General features: G+C 64.3%; 20 protein-coding genes. 11 read left to right on the top strand and 9 right to left on the bottom strand.

Annotated features, from left to right (window positions below):
- Nucleotides 1-239: 239 nt before the first annotated feature.
- Genes LK03_RS09175 through LK03_RS22165 form a run of 3 tightly spaced genes read left to right on the top strand, consistent with a single transcriptional unit; the run spans nt 240 to nt 4,947 of the window.
- A complete protein-coding gene (locus tag LK03_RS09175; protein WP_038412039.1) occupies nt 240-1,181 on the top strand; it encodes a DUF4123 domain-containing protein in 942 nt (313 codons plus the stop codon).
- Nucleotides 1,178-4,000, top strand: a complete 2,823-nt coding sequence (locus LK03_RS09170; protein WP_038412038.1) for a toxin VasX — start codon at nt 1,178-1,180, stop codon at nt 3,998-4,000. The genes LK03_RS09175 and LK03_RS09170 overlap by 4 nt, the downstream gene beginning before the upstream one ends.
- A 2-nt stretch (nt 4,001-4,002) precedes the next feature.
- Nucleotides 4,003-4,947 (top strand): hypothetical protein, encoded by a 945-nt coding sequence (locus tag LK03_RS22165; protein ID WP_156109527.1) that lies wholly within the window; start codon nt 4,003-4,005, stop codon nt 4,945-4,947.
- 39 nt (nt 4,948-4,986) lie between these two features.
- Here the strand turns inward: LK03_RS22165 and LK03_RS09160 are convergent, their stop codons facing one another.
- Entirely contained in the window at nt 4,987-5,736 is a 750-nt protein-coding gene (locus tag LK03_RS09160) for a phosphatase PAP2 family protein (RefSeq protein ID WP_038412036.1), read from the bottom strand.
- Nucleotides 5,737-6,046: 310 nt separating this feature from the next.
- On the opposite strand from LK03_RS09160, the gene LK03_RS09155 reads away from it, so the two are divergent.
- Nucleotides 6,047-7,729 (top strand): phosphoethanolamine transferase, encoded by a 1,683-nt coding sequence (locus LK03_RS09155; protein WP_038414664.1) that lies wholly within the window; start codon nt 6,047-6,049, stop codon nt 7,727-7,729.
- Here LK03_RS09155 and LK03_RS09150 read toward each other — a convergent pair.
- Complete coding sequence (locus LK03_RS09150; RefSeq protein WP_038412035.1) at nt 7,705-8,652, bottom strand: helix-turn-helix transcriptional regulator; 948 nt, start codon at nt 8,650-8,652, stop codon at nt 7,705-7,707. The two genes, LK03_RS09155 and LK03_RS09150, sit on opposite strands and share 25 nt — an antisense overlap.
- A gap of 377 nt (nt 8,653-9,029) precedes the next feature.
- On the opposite strand from LK03_RS09150, the gene LK03_RS09145 reads away from it, so the two are divergent.
- Together LK03_RS09145 and LK03_RS09140 are read left to right on the top strand one after the other, a co-directional pair.
- Nucleotides 9,030-10,496 carry a M48 family metallopeptidase gene (locus LK03_RS09145; protein WP_081951581.1) on the top strand — a complete coding sequence of 489 codons (1,467 nt, stop codon included), beginning with the start codon at nt 9,030-9,032 and terminating at the stop codon, nt 10,494-10,496.
- Nucleotides 10,493-11,152 (top strand): hypothetical protein, encoded by a 660-nt coding sequence (locus LK03_RS09140; protein WP_038412034.1) that lies wholly within the window; start codon nt 10,493-10,495, stop codon nt 11,150-11,152. Before LK03_RS09145 ends, LK03_RS09140 begins: the two co-directional genes overlap by 4 nt.
- 63 nt (nt 11,153-11,215) lie before the next feature.
- Here LK03_RS09140 and LK03_RS09135 read toward each other — a convergent pair whose 3' ends face one another.
- The 6 genes from LK03_RS09135 to LK03_RS09110 form a co-directional block, all read right to left on the bottom strand.
- Nucleotides 11,216-11,977, bottom strand: a complete 762-nt coding sequence (locus LK03_RS09135) for an ABC transporter ATP-binding protein (protein WP_038412033.1) — start codon at nt 11,975-11,977, stop codon at nt 11,216-11,218.
- Complete coding sequence (locus LK03_RS09130; RefSeq protein ID WP_038412032.1) at nt 11,974-13,035, bottom strand: FecCD family ABC transporter permease; 1,062 nt, start codon at nt 13,033-13,035, stop codon at nt 11,974-11,976. The genes LK03_RS09135 and LK03_RS09130 overlap by 4 nt, the downstream gene beginning before the upstream one ends.
- Complete coding sequence (locus LK03_RS09125) at nt 13,032-14,144, bottom strand: ABC transporter substrate-binding protein (RefSeq protein ID WP_038412031.1); 1,113 nt, start codon at nt 14,142-14,144, stop codon at nt 13,032-13,034. The genes LK03_RS09130 and LK03_RS09125 overlap by 4 nt, the downstream gene beginning before the upstream one ends.
- A 180-nt stretch (nt 14,145-14,324) precedes the next feature.
- A complete protein-coding gene (locus LK03_RS09120) occupies nt 14,325-14,918 on the bottom strand; it encodes an HAD family hydrolase (RefSeq protein ID WP_038412030.1) in 594 nt (197 codons plus the stop codon).
- A complete protein-coding gene (gene tesB, locus LK03_RS09115; protein ID WP_038412029.1) occupies nt 14,915-15,784 on the bottom strand; it encodes an acyl-CoA thioesterase II in 870 nt (289 codons plus the stop codon). The genes LK03_RS09120 and tesB overlap by 4 nt, the downstream gene beginning before the upstream one ends.
- Nucleotides 15,785-15,878: 94 nt before the next feature.
- Entirely contained in the window at nt 15,879-16,448 is a 570-nt protein-coding gene (locus tag LK03_RS09110) for a GNAT family N-acetyltransferase (protein ID WP_038412028.1), read from the bottom strand.
- Between the two features lie 127 nt (nt 16,449-16,575).
- Between LK03_RS09110 and LK03_RS09105 the strand changes: the two genes are divergently transcribed.
- From LK03_RS09105 to LK03_RS09085, 5 genes are all read left to right on the top strand, one after another.
- Entirely contained in the window at nt 16,576-17,490 is a 915-nt protein-coding gene (locus tag LK03_RS09105; RefSeq protein WP_038412027.1) for a histone deacetylase family protein, read from the top strand.
- A gap of 151 nt (nt 17,491-17,641) precedes the next feature.
- Nucleotides 17,642-18,880, top strand: a complete 1,239-nt coding sequence (locus LK03_RS09100) for a TIGR03862 family flavoprotein (RefSeq protein ID WP_038412026.1) — start codon at nt 17,642-17,644, stop codon at nt 18,878-18,880.
- A gap of 156 nt (nt 18,881-19,036) precedes the next feature.
- A complete protein-coding gene (locus tag LK03_RS09095; protein WP_038412025.1) occupies nt 19,037-19,552 on the top strand; it encodes a sigma-70 family RNA polymerase sigma factor in 516 nt (171 codons plus the stop codon).
- Nucleotides 19,545-20,507, top strand: coding sequence for a FecR domain-containing protein (locus LK03_RS09090; RefSeq protein ID WP_038412024.1), 963 nt, complete (start codon nt 19,545-19,547; stop codon nt 20,505-20,507). The genes LK03_RS09095 and LK03_RS09090 overlap by 8 nt, the downstream gene beginning before the upstream one ends.
- Before the next feature lie 93 nt (nt 20,508-20,600).
- Nucleotides 20,601-23,069 carry a TonB-dependent siderophore receptor gene (locus tag LK03_RS09085; RefSeq protein WP_038412023.1) on the top strand — a complete coding sequence of 823 codons (2,469 nt, stop codon included), beginning with the start codon at nt 20,601-20,603 and terminating at the stop codon, nt 23,067-23,069.
- Between the two features lie 9 nt (nt 23,070-23,078).
- On the opposite strand, the gene LK03_RS09080 is transcribed toward LK03_RS09085, so the two are convergent.
- Entirely contained in the window at nt 23,079-24,242 is a 1,164-nt protein-coding gene (locus LK03_RS09080; protein ID WP_038412022.1) for an MFS transporter, read from the bottom strand.

Below are 24,242 nucleotides of genomic sequence, written 5' to 3'. Positions count from 1 at the left end.
CTTTTCCAGGCACGCCTCGAGCCTTACAGCGAGAAAAGGACGCTTCCTGCACGTTCCTCAGACCGTTCTCAATTCCCAACCTCGGATGATGCTTCTAAAAAGAGTGACCGCCACTTGACGCCAGAGACGGCCATTCAAGTTCGTCCTCACCGGGAGCTCACCATGACGATTTCATCTTTCATCATCCGCTGGATAGCTGACGCTTGCCACAGCATTGCTGCCTGCAGGGGAGCTGCCTGATGAGCGCAACGTCCGAGTTTCCCGACTATTCGCGCCAAGTGGTGAAGGCATCTCCCATACCGGACTGGGCCACACTGCAACAAAGCGCTCGGGCATGGGTCTGGCTGAACGGCGCACTGAGCCAAACCCTCCAGGATGAACTCAAGCAGCTCGACCGATTCTTCAACGGTCGCTGGCTGTGGTACGGCACACCGTGGGCGTTCACCCCACCGGGCTATCGTTCAGGGCCGCTGCTGGTGACGCTCGATGAGTCGATCTTCAACCACGCACTCGCTCACTGGCTGCCCCAGCAGATCGGCTTGATTGTGCTGGCGCCGGACGATGAAGACAGCCTCGTGGCCCACCTCGAGCATCTGCAACAGCTGACAGGTGCCAACGGTCAAGCGCTGTCGTTCGGCCTCGGTGCCTTTCGCGCCCTCGAAGAACTCTGCGAAGCCTTGCCAGCCGAGCGGCTGGCGCAACTGCTCGGCCCTATTCAACGTCTTGTCTGGTACGCCGGCGACCAACACTCGGGCGAGTGGGTATCGGTCGATGCGCCCGTGACCGGCGCGGCGCCGACCATCGCGCAACGGCCCTTCGAGCTGAGCACATACGAAGAGGCGGCGCTGAACCCGGCCACCCAGGCATGGTTCATGCGCGATTGCGCCCGTGAGTTTCGCAGGCGCTTCCCGGTCTACGACGCTGCAGACGCTCAGGCCGAGCTCTGGCGCCGACTGAACGCCTTCGCCCTTGAAGCCAGCGCGCTGACGCTACGCACAGAGCGCGACGTACGCCACTTCATGGAGCTGCGCTTGCGGTATCCACAGCGCTTCTTCGACCACGACCGGGTGCTTCGCGAAATCATGCTGCGGCGCGCGGTCGAGGGAAAACAGCGGCTGATCGACGCAGAAGCACGGCTCGCGCAATTGGCAGCGCAGGATGTGACCGGAGAAACGCCATGACCCGCACGTACAAGATCGCCCTCGGCACCAACCGGCCTAATCAGAAGGAAGTCGGCGTCGGTATCATGCACCCGCCGTGCGAACCCAGTATCCCGCTCTATCCGTTGCGCTACGGGATCGTCGACACGCCGCTCGAACCCAGCATCTTCCCCACCCTCTGCACCGACGGCTATCCCGCCCTTGGCTCAGGCAAAGCCTATGGCCTGCGCTTATTGCGCCCTGGCAGCTACGTCTACCTGTGCTACTTCAAAGACGGGCGCATGTGGACCCAGCACTATCAGGTCACCGAGGACATCCGCTTCGCCCGCATCTGGTGGGACCGCTGCGACGAAACCAATGCCACCCCAGGTCGCCAATGCGTGCCTGAAACCCATCAAGCCAGGCCCTACCTGCAAGCCCCGCAAAGCCATATCGCCGAGCAGGTGTACGTGATGATCAGCGACACGCTGCTCAGCCACCGTGCGCTGTGGGCCATCGAAACCAATCAGGATGGCCTGCGCGACACCCTCGCCGTCAGGCTCGACCCCGCGGCCGGGCCTGAGCAGCCCCATGCCTTCAATGCCGCGCTGGTCGGCAATGCCACCCCGGAACTGGTGCCCAGAGGCTACAGCACGCCCAGGCACTTCGAGTGGAGCGAAACCCAGTTTCCCAACACCGCACCTGACTACAACGCCATCATCCAGGGCCTCCATGCCGGACTCTACGGACGCCGCGATATCACGCCGCTGGCCGTTGCCCTGCCCGATCCCATCGGCATTGCCAGCGAGCTGCATTACCTGGTCAGCAGCGCGGTGGAGCGCAAGACGAAGTATGCCGGCCAGAATGCCCACGCCCTGCAGAGCGCGACGCTCATCAGCAACTACTTCGAGGCCATGCACAAGCAGGCTGCTTATTCCGAAGAGGGAGCCAATGCGCTGATCCGGCAGAAAAAGCTCGTCAAATACACTGACGCCATGGCATTTCCGGCCGAGTACGCCGAGCGCATCAACGCCTTCGATCAAACCATCGCCCTGGCGGTGAACGACGCCATCGCCTGGGTGGCGCTAATGAATCCGGTCAAGCTGCTGGGCAAGGCGCTGCGCTGCTTCGATACCCGCGTGATCCCCACGGCCCGTGCCTACGAACAGGCGGTTTTCCAGTGTATCGGCGCCCTGGTGCACACCCAGCGCGGCACGCAGATGCTGGCCCAGCTGATCGACATGCCCGTGGACAGCAGCCCCTATTGGCTGGCGCTGGCCAATGGCAGTGAGACCCTCCTCGATCGCTTGCGCGACAGTGCCGGGGGGCTGGCCAAGAATGTCTTCCAGGTGCTGGACGCCTTCATGGAAGAACATGCCATCACCCCGGCCACCAACGCCCTGATCGGTCTGCTGCAAGCGATACCCGCGGCCAAACGCGCGGACGTGCTGATACCCCGCTTGCGGCATGTGATGGAGATCAGGGCCAACGTCACTCTGGTCCGGTACGAAATGAACCTGGCAGACCTGCAACGGGCCGCTTATGAGTTCCAGGGCCACCAAAGCCTGGAAACCGCTAGAGCGCAAGGCTGGAAAGTACCGACGCCGAAGATCACCCAGTTCGACTTGACTGTCCGAATCCCCCTCTATGAATGGGTCAAGGTCGGCGAGACCAGCTACCACGAAATCGACAGTCCGCCCAAGGATCGACCGGCGCTACCGCCGCCACGGGCGATGGAACTGGAGGGGAATCCGTTCATGAATGCGGTGAAACGAATGCGGGAGCCGGCGGGGCATTTGTTTGTGGGATTGGGGGGGTATTTGGCTGTTGTGGGGATGAGGAATGCGTTGAAAGATGCGAATACAGCCAGCGATAGGTTAGGTGCTGGGTTCGCTTTGCTGGGTGCCATCACCGCGCTAATTGCCTCATCGATAGAAGTCAGTGCGAGCATCGCAGCTGTCAAATTACGTATCCAAGGAATTAAGCCGCCGAACGACGGAGCCAAGATCATCGCTTCGAAAAGAAGCGTAGCTACTTTAGGTGCTATTGGAGCTGGACTTGTAGCAATAGGCGACCTATCGAAAGCCATTAGCGCATTTAGCGTCAGCAACAGAGAACAAGGATTATTTCTGCTGGAATCGGCATTGGCAGGTGGTGTTCTTGCTGTGGCAACGCGGGCAGGTGCTATGGCTTCAGCCGCAACAATGGCGAGCACTGCGGGTCGAGTGCTAGTTCTTGGCCTAAGTGCGGGCGCATGGGCAATTGTGGCTTTCGCTGCGGTGGTAGCTATCGTGCTATTCGCAGTGGGTGCTGACTTGGTTAAACACGGACCTGTAGAGATTTGGCTCAAGCACAGCGCTTGGGGAATAAACTACAGCCGCTATACCAATGCACAAGAATTGGAAGCGGTCTACTGCTTATACCACCGGCCACGCCTCGCAGTGGCATGGGAGCAAAGATCTGGAGATTCAGTAGGCACATTACGCATTCATTGCCGACTCCCGGGGATAGATGGCCTGCCGGGAGAGCGATTTCAGACACGATTATCTTTTTATTATCACGACAAGACAATCCGTGCTATCAAAGGACCTATCATCTATTCCGGTTTCAATCCTATTAATTATCGTCAGGAATGCCTAGTCACCTCTTTGGGATCCACGAGTGAAGAGTGTGGCTGGTCGATTCAAATGCATCAGTTTGCGAAAGTCAAACTTGAGTATGCCTACTTTCCTGACTCCGTGCGACAACCTGGCCTGATGTTGACTCAACCTGGAGCTCCTGAGCCCCTGGTGTTTAAAGCGGGCACTTGGTTTTGGGACCCAACCGACATAACCAAGCTGCAACCTCTAGAGGACTTTTAACAATGTCAACCATCAAGCGACTGCCCAAAAGTATTCGATTTGGCGGCACGCGCCTGCATACACCATCTCCTACAGGCGAACCCGCGAGGCCAGATGGCGTGCGTAGAATCAACGACACCGCTATTGAACTCGAAACGTATACGAACTGGGATCGCCGCGGAGCCGCAGGAAGCTTTGGGCTTTCATTCATAGTCGCACTCGCGGCATTTCCAATTATATTGATCGCACTCAGCAGAGAGGCAATTACACTAACGATTGTTTTAGAAACAATTCTGGTCACCTCCATGCTCCCTGCACTGGCGGCGATTTCATACTTCAGCGACGGAACAAGTCGTTGTCGCGGGGCTTATATCCGCCTTCATCGAGGCACTCGCAAGCTCTACTTCGTGTATCCCCATCAACAGCGTTTGCACATCGCAGATTGGGATAGACTCGAAGTTTTGGCCGGGTATATTCCTATCTGGACTGCGACTGGTTTTACTAGCCGACACCCCCTGTACCTGATCGGCGTCGACTACAACATGGATCCGCCCACCGAAATCTGCGCCGCATGCGGAAATCTCGGTGTATTCGACGGCGACCGCTCAGCCAAGTCTCTATTTTCCTATCTCCAGGCCTTCATGGAAAACGGTCCCGAAGGATTGCCTAAACCCCCACCCATCCCCCCACGACTAAGCCGTCGAGAGGAAGCACTGCAACCTTACCGTGACTGGTACGCCGGCCTGCGGCGCACATTGGCAAAACCCTACGGCCTGCTCAAGGCGCCGATAACGATTCCGCTCTGGCTCGGTTGGCTGCTGATCAACGCCTACCCCGAAAGCTTCGAAAACTTCATCCAGTACAACGTACCCTATTCGAAGTTTCCGAAAGAAATCGACAAACTGTGCGGCTTCCAGGATAAGCGCAAACCGGTAATACGGGTGAACGGGACGCGTATCGACTCATAAACATACCCACGCCCGCCGTAGCCCCTGGCACCTTCGCACTCAGCCGGCAATACGCACGGCCCCGCGCGGCGCTTGAGGGAGCGACACGTGATTACCCGGTCGATACACCAGCCATCGGTAGCACAGCACGCAAATCATCCAGTCGATCAGCAGTGTCCACAGGTTGTGCGAGAGGAAATGCGCGCCCTGGGCCATGCGCCCGAGGGACAGCACCGACCCCAGAATGAGGGCCAGTGCCAGCGCAACGCGGGCGGTTTTGGGGCGGCGGTCACGCAGGGCGAAGAACAGCGCCAGCAGTGAGAACCCGGTAGAGGCGTGGCCACCCGGCCAGCACAGGCCGGGCTTGATGGCCTCGGCACGATGGGCCAGCAAGGGTGTGTAGGTCTCGATGCCGCCGAACTCGCTGAGGCTCCAGGGGCAATGCACGCCGGTGGCGATCTTCAACGGGGTCACCACCGAGGTGGTCAGGCTCAAGGCCAGCACGACGTAACCCAGCGGCCTGCGCAAGTGCCGTAGCGGCGCATACAGGCAACTGACCACAAAGGCGACGAGCATCAGCACCGCCAGCACGATCACCGCCTGTTTGACGCGGTCATGCAGGATGTTTTCCAGCCAGTAGCTGTTACGGCCGATGAAGCCCTCGCCGGGCTGGTAGAACAGATGCGCCAGCTGGAAATCGATGGAGGTCATGTCGAACAGCAGCATCAGCCCCATCAATAACAAAGGAACGCCCAGCGCCCAACGAAAATCGAACGGCCGCGAGGGATTGGAAAAAGGCGCGATGGCCATGTCGGAAACTCCGCAAACAAGGGGTAGAGGGTACAGCGCACGGTTGTGCGACCGCTGAAATGGCCGCGCGACAGTAGTGGGCAAACCATTATCAAACAGTGAAAGACCTGTAAAAAAATCGTTAAACAGCGGCGCGCACGCCAAACTAAATAAACATTCATCCAGGCTTCACAGACTTTAATAATTTCCCTACAAATAATTACATTTGGCGCGAAACCCTTTCACGAAAACTTGATGAATGACGGCCTAGAGTCTGCGCATCCAAGAACGGCTTATGCCCCTGCCTTTCCACTTTTCGTCAAAGATCATCATGCTGACCTTGAAACCTGTGCGTCCCGAAGTTGTGGCGGTCGCCGCCAGTGCGTTTCTGCTGGCCGCCTACAACGTGCCCCTTTGGCAACACCTTGATCGCATCGCCAGCTGGCAACCTGCCCTGGCGTTCATCCTCATGCTGTTCGGCGCGTTCAGCGCCATTCTCACCTGGCTGGCGGTGCCCAGAGTGTTCAAGCCGGTGCTGATCACGCTGTTCATGATCAGCGCGGGCGTGGCGTATTTCATGAACCGTTACGGCATCCTGATCGACACGGGCATGCTGCGTAACACCGCCGAAACCAATGCCACCGAAGTGCGTGACCTGCTCTCTTGGAAACTCGTTCTCTATATCGCATTGTTAGGATTATTGCCATCGCTGTTGTTATGGCGAACGCCCATCGACTATCGCCCGGTATTGCCCAACCTGTTTGCCAAACTGTTGATGACGGTGGGCTGCGCTGTGCTGATCGTCGGCGCCGGGCTGATCAACTATCAAGGATTGTCGTCGATGCTGCGCAATCATCACGAACTTCGTTTGATGATTGTCCCGAGCAACTATATCGGCGCCTCGATCAATTACCTGCGCGAACAATGGGCCAGTGCACAAGCGCCGTTCACGCCGATTGCCGAAGATGCCCTACGGGTAAAGCCCGCCAGTGCACAGGTCCGCAAATCGCTGACCGTACTCGTGGTCGGCGAAAGTGCGCGTGCCGACAACTTCAGCCTGCTGGGCTACCCGCGCGACACCAACCCTGAGCTGAGCAAACAGCAGGGCCTGGTGGCGTTCACCGACATGCACTCCTGCGGCACTGAAACCGCCGTCTCGGTACCGTGCATGTTCTCCAACCTGGGCCGCGCCGGCTACAGCGCGGCGGCGGCGAGCAACCGCGAAGGCTTGCTCGATGTGCTCAAGCGCGCTGGGCTGGATGTCATCTGGCGCGACAACCAGTCCGGCTGCAAGGGCACCTGCGCCCGCGTGACGGTCGAGAACCTCAGCAATGCCAGCGACAGCAAACTGTGCGCCGACCACGAATGCCGTGACGAAATCCTGCTGCAAGGGCTGCAAACGATGATCGATAACCTCGACCAGGACACGGTGCTGGTGCTGCACCAGATGGGCAGTCATGGTCCGGAATACTACAAACGCTACCCCGCCGCCTTCGAACGCTTCACCCCGGTGTGCAAGAGCAATGCCCTGGACCAGTGCAGCCGCGACAGCATCGTCAATGCCTACGACAACACCCTGCTGTACACCGACCATGTGCTGGCGCAGTTGATCGAGACCTTGCGCAGCAATCAGGACCGTGTCGACACGGCGATGATCTACCTCTCCGACCACGGTGAATCGCTGGGCGAGTACAACCTGTTCCTGCACGGCACGCCGTACATGCTCGCGCCCGAGCAGCAGAAACATGTGCCGCTGCTGGTATGGCTATCGACCTCGTATCAGCGCTCGACCGGCATCGACAGCACGTGCCTGCAAGGGCAGCGCGACGCAGCGCTGAGCCAGGACAACCTGTTCCACTCGATGCTCGGCCTGCTCGGCGTGCAGACCCACGCCTACAAAGCCAACCTCGACCTGTTCGCCAGTTGCCGGCGCAGTCAGGTCGCCGGCAGCCCGGCAGGCAATACAGTGGCGGTCAGCGCCGATGCGGCTCAGCGCTCGGCGCCAGGCGGGTGACCGAAATGCGCCTTGTAGGCGTGGTTGAAGTTGGCCGGGTTGGCGTAGCCCAGGCGGAAGGCCACCTGCGCCACCTGCCAGCGGCCCTGGCGCAGCAGCGTGCGTGCCAGTTCCATGCGCTGCTGTCGCAGGTACTGCAACATCGATTGACCGTAAATGCTGCTGAAGGCCCGGCGCAGGGTGGTTTCGCCTACCTCCAGCTGACGGGCCAGGGCGACGCTGCCGGGTGGGTCGATGAGGTTGGCGTCGAGCACTCGACGCGCCTCGTGGGCGATATCGCGCTGTCCACGCGGCGCGGCGGCCACCTGCGCCGGCTCACCGCTGAGGTGGCTGGCCAGCTCCACCAGCACGGCCAGGCTCAGGCTCTCTTGGTTGAGCCGCTCCAGCGCGCCGACGTAGGGTGAGTGGTAGAGCCGCTCGAGCAGGCTGCCCAGGGCGCGGCAGCGGTTGAAGGCTGAAAACTGCATGCCATCGTCGAGCAGGCCGAGCAGCGGTTGCAGCGCCGGGTCTTCCTCGGCCAGCTCGCGCAGGAAATCCCCGGCAATGCGTAGCCCGGCCATGCGCACATGGCTGCCGCCGGGCAACTGATCTACCGCCTCCATGCTCTCGCTCAAGCCAAGACCATGGGTGCCGCCCAGGGTGTACTGGTTGAGATGGCCATCGACGCGGTGCTGCCACTGGCCGTCGAGCACGTGCACGATGCACAGGCTGCCCGGCAGGACCTTGTCGATGCGCAGCGGTTCGGGGAATTGCAGGTTGCAGTCGAAATACTGCAGGTGCGGGCGCACGGTCCGGGCGCGGTAGTGACCGATGGCGCTGCCCATCACCTGCTGCGCGCTGTCATCGAGGACACCGGCCTCGGCAATGGCGGCAGCGTGGTCGAACACGAAATGCGTGTCCAGGTAGGGGTTCCAGCGTTTCATCGGCAAGCGTATCCACGGCGGCTGAGCGGCGAAGCGGTGTTAACGCCGTCACAGCGGGTTCATCGGTGATTGTGAGGCATGGTCTGTTTGTTGTGGGCAGCGGCCCCGGCGCTTGGCAGATCGCCTGGGGTTGCCTTCAATGGCAGCCTTGGACTCACAAGGAACATCAACATGCAGCTGCAGCACGAACGGGTGGCCGCACCGCAGAGGCCACCGGCTGTGGCAGGTATCGCTGTACGCCACGGCCATCGGCCGCGTGTGCGGCCGAAGCCAGTAGACCGCGCTGACCGTGCGAAATTTCACCTACTCGCTCCGGAAAACCCCATTACGCCTGCGCTGTGTCGTGTACGCCCGGCGTCGACGCGGAGGGCTTGCCCATGCAACGTCTGCGTCGCCTGATCTGGCCGCTGACGGTCGTGCTGCTGCCCTTGGCGCTGATGGCCTGGACCAGCCTGCAAGGCTGGCGCGCCAGCAGCGTGCTGGATGAGGCGCAGGTGATGCGGCAATGGCTGGCCAACCCCAGCGATGGGTTGCTTGAGCAGCTGTCGTACCAGGAGCGCGTCCAGGCCAGCAGCGTCGGCCGGGCTGACCGCTTTCAGTTTCAGGTCGAGCAGGCCGATGCCGACCGCGGCTGGTTGCGCCTGCGTCAGGCCCTGGCCGGGCTGGGCTTCTGGTTGGCCCTGGCCGCGCTGCTGGCCGGGCCTGCCGGCTGGCTCAAGCTGCGCCTGGACGCCTGGCGCGCACTGAAATCCCAGACCTTCCTGTACCAGCATCTGAGTCGCAGCTGGCACGCGCTCGGGCGATGGCTGGTGGCCTACACCTGCCTGCTGGTCGCTGCGCTGACGATGGTGCTGCTGTATGAACTGAGCTGGGGCTGGAGCCACCTCAAGGCCGGCGGCTGGACCCTGCTGCTGCTGGCGCTGCCGCTGGCGGGTGTGATTTACCTGGGTTTGCTGCTGATCGAGCGACTGCGCAGTCAGTGGCACGCCATGCAGGCGCCCTCTTCGGCCTTTCTCGGCCGCGCCCTTGGCCGCAGCGAGGCGCCGCAGCTGTGGGCGTGGATCGAGCAACTGGCGCAAGCCCTGAACGCCCCGGCGCCCGATCACATTGTGGTCGGCGTCGATCAATCGTTCTTCGTCACCAGCGTGCCGGTGGCCTTGCAACCGTCGCAGCATGAACTCAGCGGACGCACGCTCTACCTGCCGCTGACCTACCTGTCGAGCCTCAGCCAGGCGGAAAGCGCGGCGATCATCGGCCACGAACTGGGCCACTTCAGCAACCGCGACACCGAGCGCGGCAGCGAAGTCAGCGCGCGCTTCAGCCTGATGTGCGCGCACTTCGCGCTGATCAGCGGCGCGGATGCAGACCCTGCGTGGATCGAGCGGCCGGCGATCTGGATGGCCGCGCACTTCCTCCACCACTTTCAGCTCGCGGTGCATCACTGGGGCCGCCAGCAGGAATTGCTCGCCGACCGCAGTGGCGCTGCAGTGGCCGGTGAGCGGCTGTTCTGCCAGGCCCTGCTGCGGGTGATCGCCCTCGACCGTGAAATCGACCAGGTGCTGCGTGAGCGCCCTGCCGGCAACCTGATCCAGGCCCTGTCGCAGCGCCTGCAAAACAGCGTTCTGCAGTTGGGTGGCGAGCAACTCGAGCATGCCATCGGCCATCCTTTCGATACTCATCCGTCCACCGCACTGCGCCTGCAACAGCTGGGCATCGCCCTCGACGCGCCGTTACTGGCGGCTGCCACCCGGCGCCCCAGCGACGACGACCGGCAATGGTTCGCCCAGCTCACCCAGGCCACGCCGACAACCGCCGCGACTACCTCCAAGGAAACCTTCATATGAGCAACCCACAAAACCCAGACCCGTTAGCCCATCTCGCCGACGACCTCAGCGCCGAATATGGCCAGGCGCGCCAGGCCGACCAACAGCGTGCGATCGACGAGCTCAAAGCCGTGATCGAGCGCGTGCCTGAGCAGAGCGAGTTCACCGAGAGCAAGCGCTTCAAGATCCTCGCGCCGTTGTTCGCGGTGGTTTCAGTGGCGCTGCTGGGCGTGGCGATCAACTCGGGCAAGACCGGGGCGATCATCTTCACGGCATTGATGGTGCTGCTGTTCATCGTCACCGCCTGGCAGCACCGTAATGCTGGCAGCCATGTGTTCATGCGTCTGACTCGCCGGCAGTTGATCGTCGATACCCTGGATGCACCGGTCGACTTGCTGGACGTCACCGAGGTGCTGGTCAAGGACGAAGGCATCGTCACCCTGCAGCGCTTCACCCTGCGCCCCGGCGCGCCGCTGCCCAAGCACCGCCACTGCGGCAAGCTGATGGGCGCCCAGGGCATGGCGCTGGCCAAGCCGTTTGCACAGGTGCGCATTCACTCGCCAGGCCTGATGCTCAATGGCCGCAAGCTGACCATCGATGAAATCGCCGAAATCATCGACGGCTACCGCATGGCGGCGCATGCCCAGCAACAGCTCGACGCCCTGCAGCGAGGCTAGACTGGCCGATTACACCCGGCGCCGCCGCACACCTCGCGCAGCGGCGCCTCTTGCCTTCCAGCCTCAGGGCAACGCGCGGTCCACCAGCACCTGCAAGCGTTGCCGCGAGCAGCGCTCCACGCGCGCTTCGACGCCATACACCTCAGCCAGCAGCTCAGGCTGCAACACCTCATGCGGGGTGCCACAGGCAACGATGCGGCCCTGGCTGAGCATCACCAGAATATCGGCGTGGCTGGCGGCCAGGTTGATGTCGTGCAGCACGGCAATGGCCAGCAGACGCTGCCCATGCACGCGCTCGCGCACAGCGTCCATCACCCGCAACTGGTAATGCAGGTCGAGGGCACTGGTGGGTTCGTCGAGCAGCAGCACCTGCGGGTTGCGCGCCAGCAACTGGGCCAACGCCACCAACTGTTTCTGCCCGCCCGAGAGGCTGTTGAGCATCTGCTCGGCCAGGTGCTCGATGCCCAGCTGGCGCAGCGCCTCGAAGGCCAGCGCCGCAGGCTGTTCAGCGCCACTGACGCGCAGGCCGGCGATGATGCTTTCCAGCACACCCAGAGCAATGCCCGGCGGCAGTTGCTGGGGCATGTAGCTCAGGCGCCGGGCGCGCTCGGCGAAGGCCAGACGGGCGACATCCTGGCCCTCGAGGCTGAGGCGGCCCTGCATCGGCTCCAGGCCCGCCAGCGCCCGCAGCAAGGTGGACTTGCCAGCGCCATTGGGGCCGACCAGGGCCACCAGGCTGCCGCTGGGCAGGGCCGGCAGGCTCAGGTTATGCAGGACCTTGCGCGCGCCATAGGCCACCGACAGTTGCTCGACCAACAGACTCACAGGCTTCTCCCACGGCGGAACACCAAGGCGACGAACACCGGCACCCCGACCAGCGCGGTGACGATGCCGACCGGCACGATCACCCCTGGCATGATCAGCTTGCTGGCGATCGATGACAGCGCCAGCAACAGCGCGCCGACCAGGGCGCTGGCCGGCAGCAGGAAGCGTTGATCCTCGCCCACCAGCATGCGCGCGATGTGCGGCCCGACCAGGCCAATGAAGCCGATGGTGCCGACGAACGCCACCGCCGTTGCCGACAGCAGGCTGATGCGCAGCAGCGAGGCATGGCGCAGGCGCCGAGTGTCGACGCCAAAGCTGCGCGCGCGGTCCTCGCCCATGCGCAGCAAGGTCATCGCCGGGGCCGCGCGCAGGGAAAACGGCGTCACCAGCAGCAGCACCACAGCCAGCATGCCGAGCTTGTTCCAGTCGGCCCGGGCCAGGCTGCCCATGGTCCAGAACACCAGTTGCTGCAGCACATCTTCGGTGGCCAGCAGTTGCAGCAACGACACCAGCGCGTTGCAGCTGAATACCAGGGCGATGCCGAACAGCACCAGGCTCTGCACTCCGGCGCCGCGCAAACGCGCCATGAACTGCAACAGCAGCACCGACAAGCAGGCGAAGGTGAACGCCATCAACGTTACCTGAAGGCTTGGTGCCAGCCAGGCCACGCCCAGTGGATAGGCAATCGCCAGCGAAGCGCCCAGCGCTGCCGAGGACGACACGCCGAGGGTGAACGGGCTGGCCAGGGGGTTGTCGAGAATCGCCTGCATCTCGGCCCCGGCCAGCGACAGTGCGGCGCCTACCAGCACCGCCATCAGCGCATAGGGCAGGCGCACGTTCCAGATGATCACCCGCTCGGTAGCGCTCAGGCTGCCGGGGTCGAACACGCCGTGCAGCAATTGCCCCAGGCCCATGCCCGAGGCGCCGCTGGCCAGATCGCCAAGCACCGCCAGCACCAGCAACACTGCCAGGCCCAGCACCAGCCAGGTGCGCCGCCACAACAGACGGCGATAGCGGCTGGCCGCCTGGGCGGCATCGGCAGACAACGCCTGGGTCATTTCGCGTCGATCCAGTACTGGCCGTCGAGGTCGACGTTGAGCAGTTGGTTGATCTCGCGCTGAGTCGCCTTGGGATCGATGTCCTCGAACAACTCAGGGTGAATCCAGCCGGCCATGGCTTCGATGGCCAGGATGTTGAACGGCGAATTGTAGAAGTCGTGCCACAGGGCATGGGCCTGGCCTTGCTGGATTGGCCGCAGCGGCGCGAATTCCGGGCGTGCAGTGATGCGCGCCAAGCTGTCGCGGGCGGTCTGTTCGCTGACCCCGGCGCCGAGCAATACGCCTGGGGCGCGGTTGCCAGTGGCGATGTACACATCCGGGTCGCGCTCGAGCACGTACTCGACGCTGACATCGCCCAGCGCGCCGGGTACCACGTCGGCGGCGATGTTATGCCCACCCACGGCGGTCACCACACTGCCCAGGCCGCTCTTGCCGGTGGTGTGCCCCGGCGCCTGCCAGACCCCCGGCAGCAGTTCGAGGAAGACCTTCGGCCGCTCGCTGTCCTTGATGCCGACGACGCGGTCGGTGACCTGCTTGAGGTGGCGGTCGTAGAGGCTGAGGAATTCATCGGCCTGGGGTTTGCGCTCGAGCAGGCTGCCCAGTGCTTCCAGGCTGACCCGGGTGTTGCGAATCGGGTGCACACGAAAATCGATGAACAGCACCGGCACCCCGGCCTTGGCCAGCAGGTCGGCGACCGGGCTGTGCTGAGTCGGGCCTTCGCCCGAGATGCTGAAGATCGCCAGATCAGGCTTGAGGGCGAGGATCTGCTCGGCGCTGACGCTCTGCTCCGAGGCCTGGCCGATCAGCGGCAGCTTGGCGATCTGTGGGTACTGTTTGGCGTACACCTCATAGGTGTGCGGGTCGAGCAGGCGCATGTCGTTCTGCCAGCCGACCACGCGCTGGAACGGGTTGTCACGGTCGAGCAGGGCCAGGGCGAAGAACAGCCGACCTTCGCCGAGCACGATACGTTGCGGTGCTTTGTCGAGGCTTACGGTGCGGCCGAGCACATCGGTGACCTGCACCGCACTGGCGGGCAGTGCCAGGCCGAGCCAGCAGCAGACGATAGCGAACAACGGCAGCAGACGCCGCCAGGCGGGATAGAGGTTCATCAGCGCAGCTCCAGACGGGTCGGTGAGCGCCGTTCGGAAAGGACGGCGCTGTAGCGAATGAATCGCATTCGAGCGGCGCAATTGTAATGACCTGACGGCCTCGACCGCAGCGCGCAAATGTAATGGTCTGCCATAGGCGGCAGAACCGTTACATGTTGTTACATCGACCCCGGTGCAGGCCTATTGGCTCAGCAGCGCCTGCAAGGCGCGGCAATCGGCGGCATGCCAGTCGGTCAGCTGCGGCCAGGGATTGTCTGGCAGGTTGACCAGTACCGTGCGCGCACCCGCTGCCCGGCCACAGTCGAGGTCGTTGAGGTAATCACCGACCATGACCATCTCGTGCGGTGCCACCGCCCAGGCCTGGGCGATCTTCAGCAGGCCTTCGGGGCTGGGCTTGGGCTCGGCGTCGTCGCGCCCCAGCACGTGCTCGTGCTCGAAGCAGTCAGCGATGCCGATCGCCTGCAAGGTGACGTGGGCCAGTTCACGCGCATTGCGGGTGAGGATCGCCAGCCGGCAACCGCGCCCGGCCAATTCACGCACCAGCGCCACGGCACCCGGCGCAGGCCGCGAGCCGAGCGCCAGGTCGCGCTCGTGCTCGAGCAGCCAGGCATGCTTGGCCGCAGCTTCCTCAGCGGGCAGCGCGGCCAAATGGCTGAGGATGTCGTCCTGTGCCGGAATGTCGAGGGCCACCCGGATAGCGGCGAAATCGTGCACTGCCACGGTCAGGGTGCCGTCCATGTCGAACACCCAATGACGAATCTGCGAGAGCGTCATGCCCAGTCCTTGCGGTGGCGGATGAGTCCTTCCTGGCTGGACGAGGCGACCAGCTGGCCTGCGCGGTTATAGATGCTGCCGCGGTTGAAACCACGGGCGTTGCCCGCCCACGGGCTGTCGGTGGCGTACAGCAGCCACTCGTCGGCGCGCAGGTTGGCGTGGAACCACAGCGAGTGGTCGAGGCTGGCGATCTGCATATCGTTCTGCCACACCGACTTGCCGTGGGGCAGCAGCGAGGTGGTCAGCAGGCCGAAGTCCGAGGCGTAGGCCAGCAGGTATTTATGCAGCGCAGGCAGGTCAGGCAGCATGCCGTCGGCGCGGAACCACACGTACTTGATCGGATCGCCCGGCTTGGGGTTGAACGGGTCGCGCTCGGTCACCGGGCGGATTTCGATGGGCTTGGGGCGCAGCACCTTTTCCCGCAGGCGCTCGGGCAGATGCGCAGCCAGGGCACTGGCCAGCTCCACTTCGCTGGCGAGGTTTTCCGGGCCGATTACCTCAGGCATCGGCGCTTGGTGCAGGAAACCTTCTTCGTCGTACTGGAACGATGCGCTGCAGGTGAAGATCGGCTGGCCTTTCTGGATCGCCGTCACCCGCCGCGTGCTGAAACTACCGCCGTCACGCACCCGGTCGACCGAGTACACCACCGGCATGCTGGCATCGCCCGGGCGCAGGAAGTAGCCATGCAGCGAGTGCACGTGGCGGGCGTCCTCGACCGTCTGGCTGGCCGCCGAGAGCGACTGGCCGAGCACCTGGCCGCCATACAACTGGCGAAAACCCAGGTCCTGGCTGCGCCCGCGGAACAGGTTTTCTTCGATCGCTTCGAGGCTCAACAGGTCGACCAGGTCGTCCAGCACTTCACTCATCAGGGTTCTCCTAGCACGGCTTTGGCGCACTGCGGTGGTTCAGGCCGCGGCGTTTTAATGGGGAAAGATCATACAGGGTTTGTCGCCAAATCCCTCAGCCGTGCCAGGTCTGCTGCCACTGCGCCCGGTCGATGCGGTACAGCACGTGAGGGCGCAGGGGATGCTCGGCAGGCAGGCGCGGGTGATCGAAACTGCCGTCCGGATCGTGCTGCATGCCGATGGCCTGCATGACCTTCTGCGACGCCAGGTTGCCCTCGGTGGTGAACGCGACCACCTCATCCAGATGCAACTGGCTGAAGGCGCAGCGCAGGCAGGCCCAGGCCGCTTCGCTGGCAAAGCCCAGGCCCCAGTGCCGACGCGCCAGACGCCAGCCGATTTCCACCGCGGGGGTGAATGGCGCATCGAAGCTCACGTTGAGCAGCCCGGTCATGCCGATGAAGGCGCCGGTGTCCTTGCGCTCCAGCGCCCACAGGCCGAAACCGTATTCATTGAAGTGGCCACGCAAGCGCCCCATCAATGCCGCCGTCTCCAGCCGCGTCAGCGCTGCTGGAAAATGCCGCATCACCTGCGGGTCGGCGCACAGCGCAGCGAACTCGGCAAGGTCATCGTCGTGCCACTGGCGCAGGATCAGGCGCGGGCTTTCGAGGGTGGCGATCAGGGTCATGGCAGGCTCCGGCACGGCTGACAGGCGAGCAGTCTAACGGGTAAGACCTGCGCTCGGCGCTGGCGTGCGACTGGTCGTGGTCGGGCGTGGCTGGCAAGATCAGCGCTGACCGCCACTCGAGCCAACCATGCCGCTGCCGCTGATCTACCACGACGACTACAGCCCGCCGTTCCCCGCCGACCACCGTTTCCCGATGGACAAGTTTCGCCTGCTGCGCGATCACCTCGTCGACAGCGGCCTGACCTGCGACCAGGCCTTGCTGCGCCCTGAACTGTGCCCTGTGGATATCCTCGCCCTGGCCCACGACCGCAGCTACATCGAGCGCTACATTCACGGCGAGCTGTCACGCGAGGATCAACGCCGTCTCGGCCTGCCGTGGAGCGAAGCCCTGGCGCGGCGCACGGTGCGCGCCGTCGGCGGCTCGCTGCTGACCGCCGAGCAGGCCTTGCAGCACGGCGTTGCCTGCCACCTGGCCGGCGGCACCCACCATGCGCACTACGACTACCCGGCAGGTTTCTGCATCTTCAATGACCTGGCCGTCATCAGCCATTACCTGCTGGCCGCCGGGCGGGTGCAGCGGGTGTTGATCTTCGACTGTGACGTGCACCAGGGCGACGGCACGGCCCGTATCCTCGAGAACACCCCGGATGCGATCACCGTGTCGCTGCATTGCCAGCAGAACTTCCCGGCACGCAAGGCCGACAGCGACTGGGACATCGCCCTGCCCCGCGGCATGGGCGATAGCGACTACCTGCAAGTGGTCGACCAAGCGCTGAACTACCTGTTGCCGCTGTATCAGCCAGATCTTGTGCTGTACGACGCCGGCGTCGACGTGCACCGCGACGATGCGCTGGGCTACCTGCAACTGAGCGATGCCGGGCTGGCAGCACGGGATGAAGCGGTGCTGCGCCACTGCCTGGGCCGCGACATCCCGGTGATGGCGGTGATCGGCGGTGGCTACAGCAAGGACCGGCAGGCCCTGGCCAAGCGTCACGGGATTCTTCACCACAGCGCAGCGCGGGTGCTCGGTTACCCACAATGACTGTGGAACCGACTGTGGATAACCTGCGCGAAACCCCGTCCAGCCCACGCTGCACAAGGCCTGCGCACACCTGTACGTTTTTTGTACAGTGTCGTCGAAGGCATGCCTGGGGTAGAATGCGCGCCCTCTTTTCCACAGCCCGCCGCCCGTCATGACCGATTCCTTGCCCGCTGCCCTCCCCGTTGTCGTGATCGGCGCTGGCCCCGCCGGGCTGATGGCTGCCGAAGTGCTGGCGAACGCCGGGGTGCCCGTGCAGGTGTTCGATGGCATGCCTTCGGTGGGGCGCAAGTTCCTTCTGGCCGGTGTCGGCGGCATGAACATCACCCATTCCGAGGCCTATACGGCGTTCGTTGCGCGCTATGCCGAGCGCAGTACGGCCATCGATGCGTTGCTGCGCGACTTCGATGCCGATGCCCTGCGTCAGTGGATCCATGGCCTGGGTATCGATACGTTCGTGGGCAGCTCCGGGCGGGTGTTCCCCCGCGACATGAAAGCCGCCCCGCTGCTGCGCGCCTGGCTCAAGCGCCTGCGCGAGGCCGGGGTGGTTATCCACACCCGCCAGCGCTGGCTGGGCTGGGCGGGCGATGGCCGCTTGCGATTGAGTGGTGCACAGGGCGAGCAGCAGATAGCGGCGCGCGCGGTGGTGCTAGCCCTGGGCGGCGCCAGCTGGGCGCGGCTGGGCTCGGATGGCGCCTGGGTGCCGCTGCTGCAAGCGCGGGCTGTGGATATCTCACCGCTCAGGCCAAGCAACTGCGGCTTCGAGGTGGCCGGCTGGAGTGACGTGCTGAGCGCCAAACACGCGGGTGCACCGGTGAAGAACATCGCCCTCAGCGTGCCCGGCGCAGCGCCGCGCAAGGGTGAGTTCATCCTCACCGCGCAGGGTGTGGAAGGCAGTCTGGTGTACGCCTGGTCGGCGCCACTGCGCCAGGCCATCGAGCGCGACGGCAGCGCCGTGCTGCGTCTCGACCTGCTGCCGGACAAATCCGTGGAAAGCACTGCTAAGGCCCTGGCCCGCCCGCGCGGCTCGCGTTCGATGGCCAAGCACTTGCAGGCGCAGTTGGGGCTCGAAGGGGTCAAGGCGGGGCTGCTGCGCGAGCTGACCGAACCTGCGCTGTTCAACGACCTGCCGCGCCTGGCCGAAGCGATCAAGGCGCTGGACATTCGCCTGCTACGCACCCGTCCGCTGGACGAGGCGATCAGCACGGCAGGCGGCGTGCGCTTCGAAGCGCTCGACCCCGGCCTGATGCTCAAGGCCGTGCCCGGCGTGTTCTGCGCGGGCGAGATGCTTGACTGGGAGGCGCCGACCGGCGGCTACCTGCTGACCGCCTGCTTTGCCAGCGGCGTGCGCGCCGGACGGGCCGCAGCACACTGGCTCGCGCAACAGGATTGAGCCGCCGCCCGGCTCTGCGCGGTCGCCGTTCATCCGATCAGGCCAGCTGGCAACCGGACAAATACCTGGGATGGCATTGCCCCGTGGCAATCGGCCCGCATAGAATTGAGAACGATTAACAATCATTCCTCCATTCCAGCGCAGGCCGCCATCACCATGCAGGTCAATCACCCACTGCCACCCGCCGAGGTCGATCTGCTCTACCAGGCGCATAACGCCTGGCTGCGCGGTTGGTTGAGGGCCCGGGTCGGTTGCCGCGAGCATGCGGCCGATCTTGCCCAGGACACCTTCGTGCGCCTGCTGCGGGCCCGCCAGAGCGCCCCGCTGAAACAGCCCCGGGCCTACCTGAGCAGCATCGCCCGGGGCCTGATGATCGACCAGTTGCGCCGCCGCGCCCTGGAGCGGGCGTACGCCGACAGCCTGGCCCATCTGCCCGAGCTTCAAGCACCGAGCGAAGAGCAACGGCTACTGATTCTCGACACCCTGGAACGCCTCGATCGCGCCCTGCATCAGCTCAAGCCACGGGCGCGGCAGGCGTTCTTGCTGGCGCAGCTGGAGGGCCTGAGCATCGTTCAGGTTGCCGAACGCCTGGAGGTTTCGCGCGCCACGGTCGAGCGCGACCTGGCCCGGGCGCTGGGCGCCTGCTACCGGATTCGCTACGCCGATGCCTGAGCGCGACGCCACCAGCAGCCTCGCCCAGGAACAGGTCGACCAGGCCATCGAGTGGCTGGTGCGGCTGCGCTACGACCGCCCCAGCCCCGGCACCGAACGACAGTTCCAGCACTGGCTCAGCAGCCATCCGCACAATGCCCTGGCCTGGCAGCGGGTCAGCAACCTGGGCGATGAACTGGCCAGCCTGCCCAGCGAGCTGAGCCGCAACACCCTCGAAGGCAGCCATCGCCAGCGCATCAACCGGCGCGATCAGCTCAAGCTGCTCGGCGTGCTGGCCATGGCCGGCGGCCTGGGCTGGATCAACCGCGAGCCGCTGGGCCTGGAGCGCTGGCTGGCCGACAGCCGCACCGCCACCGGCGAGCGGCGCGACGTGCGCGGCCGCGACGGCAGCCGTATCCAGCTCAACACCGCCAGCGCCATCGACCTGCGCTTCAGCCACGACCTGCGCCGGCTGACCCTGCTGCAGGGCGAGGTCAGCCTCGACAGCAACGGTGACGATCGGCGCCCCTTCCTCATCGACACCCGTGTGGCGCAGCTCACCACCCAGGGCGGCCAGCTGCTGCTGCGCGAACAGGGCGCCGGCCTGCTGCTGGCGGTCAAGCGCGGCGAGGTGACACTGAACGGCGCTGCCGGCCAATCGCGGCGCATCGCCCCCGGCGAGGTGCTGCAACTGGACGCTGCCGGGCAGTTGCGGGCCGCCCACCTGCAGGTCGATCCCTGGGGCTGGACCGATGGCGTACTCAGCGTGCAGCAGATGCCTTTGGCGGCCTTCTGCGCCGAGCTGTCGCGCTACCGGCCGGGCTTTCTGCGCTGCGCCGAGCAGGTCGCCGAGCTGAAGGTGTCCGGTACCTTCCAGTTGGCCGACACCGAGCAGATCCTGCGCCTGCTCGCCCGCAACCTGCCGGTGCAGGTGCATTACCGCACGCGCTATTGGGTCAATCTCGAAGCGGTGTGAAAAAAACGTGAAAATAAATGAGGTGGAATCTCATTCTCGTGCGGCCTGAAGGAACAAAGCCCGAAAAGTGGTCTTAACCTTCAGGAGCGTTTCATGGTTCACCTTGCCCCTTCCGATCGCCTGCGCAGTGCCGTGCGTACGGCGCTGTTCGGCCTCAGCCTGGCCGGCGCCTGTGGCGTGTCCAGCCTGGCCCAGGCCGCCGAAGCCAGCCAGACGCAACAACGCGACTGGCGTATCACCAGCGGCCCACTGGCCCCGGCGTTGGATCAACTGGCGCGGCAAGGCGGGCTGAACCTCTCGTTCGACGCCGCCAGCCTGCAAGGCAAAAGCACTCAGGGCGTTCAGGGCCGCTACAGCAGCGCTCAGGCGCTGTCGATTCTGCTGCAAGGCAGCGACATGCAGGCCCAGCAGCAGGGCGACAACAGCTTCATGCTGATGCCGACGCTGGATCTGGGCGGGGCCATGGAACTGGGCGCCACCAGCATTTCCAGTAATCACCTGGGCATCACCACCGAAAACAGCGGCTCGTACACCACCGGCGCGGTGACCATCGGCAAGATGCCGCAGAGCCTGCGCCGCACCCCGCAATCGGTGACCGTGGTCACCAGTCAGCGTCTGGCCGACCAGAACATCACCAACCTCACCTCGCTGCTCGAACAGACCCCAGGGGTGGTGGTCAACCTGGTCGACAGCGAGCGGGTGCAGTACTACTCGCGCGGCTACGCCATCGATGCCATCCAGTACGACGGCGCCACCGTGGCCCAAGGCAGTGGCGGCGGCTCGTTCGTGCAGAGCGACGCAGCGCTGATCGACCGCGCCGAAGTGTTGCGCGGCGCCACCGGCATGCTGCGCGGCGCCGGCAACCCGTCCGGCACCGTCAACCTGGTGCGCAAGCGGCCGACGGCCGAATTCCACGGCCAGGGCAGCGTGACCCTCGGCTCGTGGGATTCACAGCGCTATGTGGCGGACATTTCCGGGCCGCTGACCGAAACCGGCAACGTGCGTGGGCGGATGATCGCCGTGCACGACGACAAGGAACACTTCCAGGAATCGCGCAAGGAACGCAAAGAAGTGCTGTACGGCGTGCTGGCCTTCGACCTGAGCGAGGCCACCACCCTCACCACCGGCCTTGAGTGGACCAAGCTCGACGCCACCGGTGCCTGGGGCAACCTGCCGGCCGACTTCGATGGCTCGCCGCTGCCGTTTGGCCGCAGCACCTACCTGGGCGCCGACTGGAACCGCTGGAACCGCAGCAACCTGCAAACCTTCGCCGAGTTGGAGCACCGCTTCGACAACGACTGGTCGCTCAAGCTGATGGCCCAGCGCACCCATTTCGAGCTGGCCGACGATGGTTTCAAGCAGACTTACATGAGCCGTGCGCGCAGCGAGGACAACCCCACCAACAACCCCTATCTGATGAGCTACCAAGTGGTCGAGGGCGATGGCGGCGAGAGCCTGCAGAACAACCTCAGCGCCACCCTCAACGGCCCGTTCGAGCTGCTCGGTCGCAGCCATGAGCTGATGCTCGGGGTCGAGCGCATCCGCAACGACTCCTACGCCTCGGCGACCGCCAACGTGCAGTCGGGGCTGTTCGACATCCGTGACTGGGACCCGAAGACCAGCCTCGGCAACCCGAAGATCGACATCACCGCGCATCCGGTGCGTACCCGCACCACTCAGCAAGGCGCCCATGCCACCTGGCGTATTTCCCTGGCCGACCCGCTGACCGCGATCATCGGCGCGCGCACCAACTGGTACGACTACGAGCAGGAAAACAACACCCGCAGCAATGGCAAATTCAGTGTCGACAACGAGGTAGTGCCCTATGCCGCGCTGATTTACGACCTCAACGACAACTTCAGCACCTACGCCAGCTATACGGAAATCTTCAACCCGCAAACTGCCACCGACAGCAGCGGCGCGGTGCTCGCACCGGTCACCGGCGAAGCCTATGAAACGGGCATCAAGGGCGAGTTCTACGAGGGCCGGCTGAACACCTCGCTGGCGTTCTTCCGCATCTATCAGGTCGGCAACGCGCTGGACGACATCAGTGGGCCGAACCCGTGCCTGCCCAACTACACCAACGGCTATTGCAAGATCGCTGCCGGCAAGAACCGCAGCCAGGGCTTCGAGCTGGAGGTGTCCGGTGAGGTGCTGCCGGACTGGAACGTCGGTGGTGGCTTCACCTACAACACCACCCAGTACTTGAAGGACACCACCAGCAACACCGGCAATGCCATCCGCACCACCGACCCCAAGCGCATGCTGCGGCTGTTCACCAGCTACCGCCTGCCGGGCGAATTGCAGGCCTGGACGGTTGGCGGCGGCGTGCAGGCGCAGAGCAGCATCTACAACCGCGCAGGCGCGGCCGAGGCGTCGCAATCGGGTTATGCGGTGTACAACGCCCTGCTCAGCTACCGCTTCGACGACCATTATTCGGTGCAGCTCAACGCCAACAACATCTTCGATCGCAAGTACTACCGCCAGGTCGCACCGACCGCCACCGGCTACTACTGGGGTGATCCGCGCAACGTCTCGCTGACCCTGCGCGGCACATTCTGACACGCGCCGTCAGCCCTGCTCGGGCAGCGGCGCTCGCTCGGCGTTGCGCCGGTACGCCGCCCAGGCGAAGCAGACGAACAGCCCGGCCATCAACGCCAGCGCCACGGGCAGGCCATGGGGCGCAACCTCCATGGCCGCGCCACTGAGCAGTGGCCCGACCAGGCTGCCGACGCCCCACAACAGGCCCACGCTGGCGTTGGCGGTGACCAGGTCGCGGCCGCTGAACTGCTGGCCGATCAGCACCAGCGCCAGGGTGTAGATGCCGCCGGCCACGGCGCCCAGCAACACCAGCAGCGGCCACAGCAGCCAACTGACCTGCAGCAGCCATGGCAGGCTGATGCCGATCAGCATCGCCAGCACGCCGCAGGCCAGGTGCAGGCCGGTGCGCTCGACCCGGTCGGCCAGCCAACCCAGCGGCAGCTGGAACAGCATGTCGCCGGCGAACACCACCGTCACCATCAACGCGGCGACCGCCACGGCAAAGCCGTGGCTGCTGGCATACACCGGCAGCAACGACAGCACCACGGCATCGAAGAACGAGAAGAACAGCACGCCCATGCACAGCGCCGGCGCCACATGGAAGAACCCGGCCAGGCCGAAGGTCGCCTCGTCGCCGTGATGCACCGCGCGGTCGTTGGGCACCGTCAACACGATGCACAGCAGTGCCAGCCCATAACAGGCCGTGACCAGGCCGATCAGCCATGGGCTCTGCGCCCCCAGCAGCGACAACAGCGCCGGGCCGAGCACCTGAAAGCCGGTGAAACAGGTGGCGTACAACGCCATGACCTTGCCGCGGTTGTCTTCCCGACACAGCTCATTGACCCACGATTCGCCCAGAATGATCGCCACCCCCATGCCCAGGCCCAAGGCCAGACGCAGCAGGGCCAATTGCCACAGCGCGGCGAAACCCCAGGGCAGCAAGGCGATGCTCACCGTGCACAGGCTGAAGCTCAGCAGATAGATGCTGCGCCGGGTCAGGTGTCGGCAGCAGGCGTCGACCAGAAACGCCGACAGCATCATCCCCGCCGCCGGAATCGCCGAGACCACGCCGATCTCCAGGGTGCTCGCCCCCTCGGCATGCAGCCGCAAGGCCACCAGCGGCAACGTCGCGCCCAGACTGAAACCGACCACCGACACCGCGAACAACAGACCCACCAACAGACGCATGTTCAT

Origin of the sequence: Pseudomonas cremoricolorata (assembly GCF_000759535.1) — a bacterium.
Lineage (GTDB): Bacteria > Pseudomonadota > Gammaproteobacteria > Pseudomonadales > Pseudomonadaceae > Aquipseudomonas > Aquipseudomonas cremoricolorata_A.
Note: the sequence above shows the minus strand (reverse complement) of the source record. Positions and strands in the feature narration are given on the sequence as shown.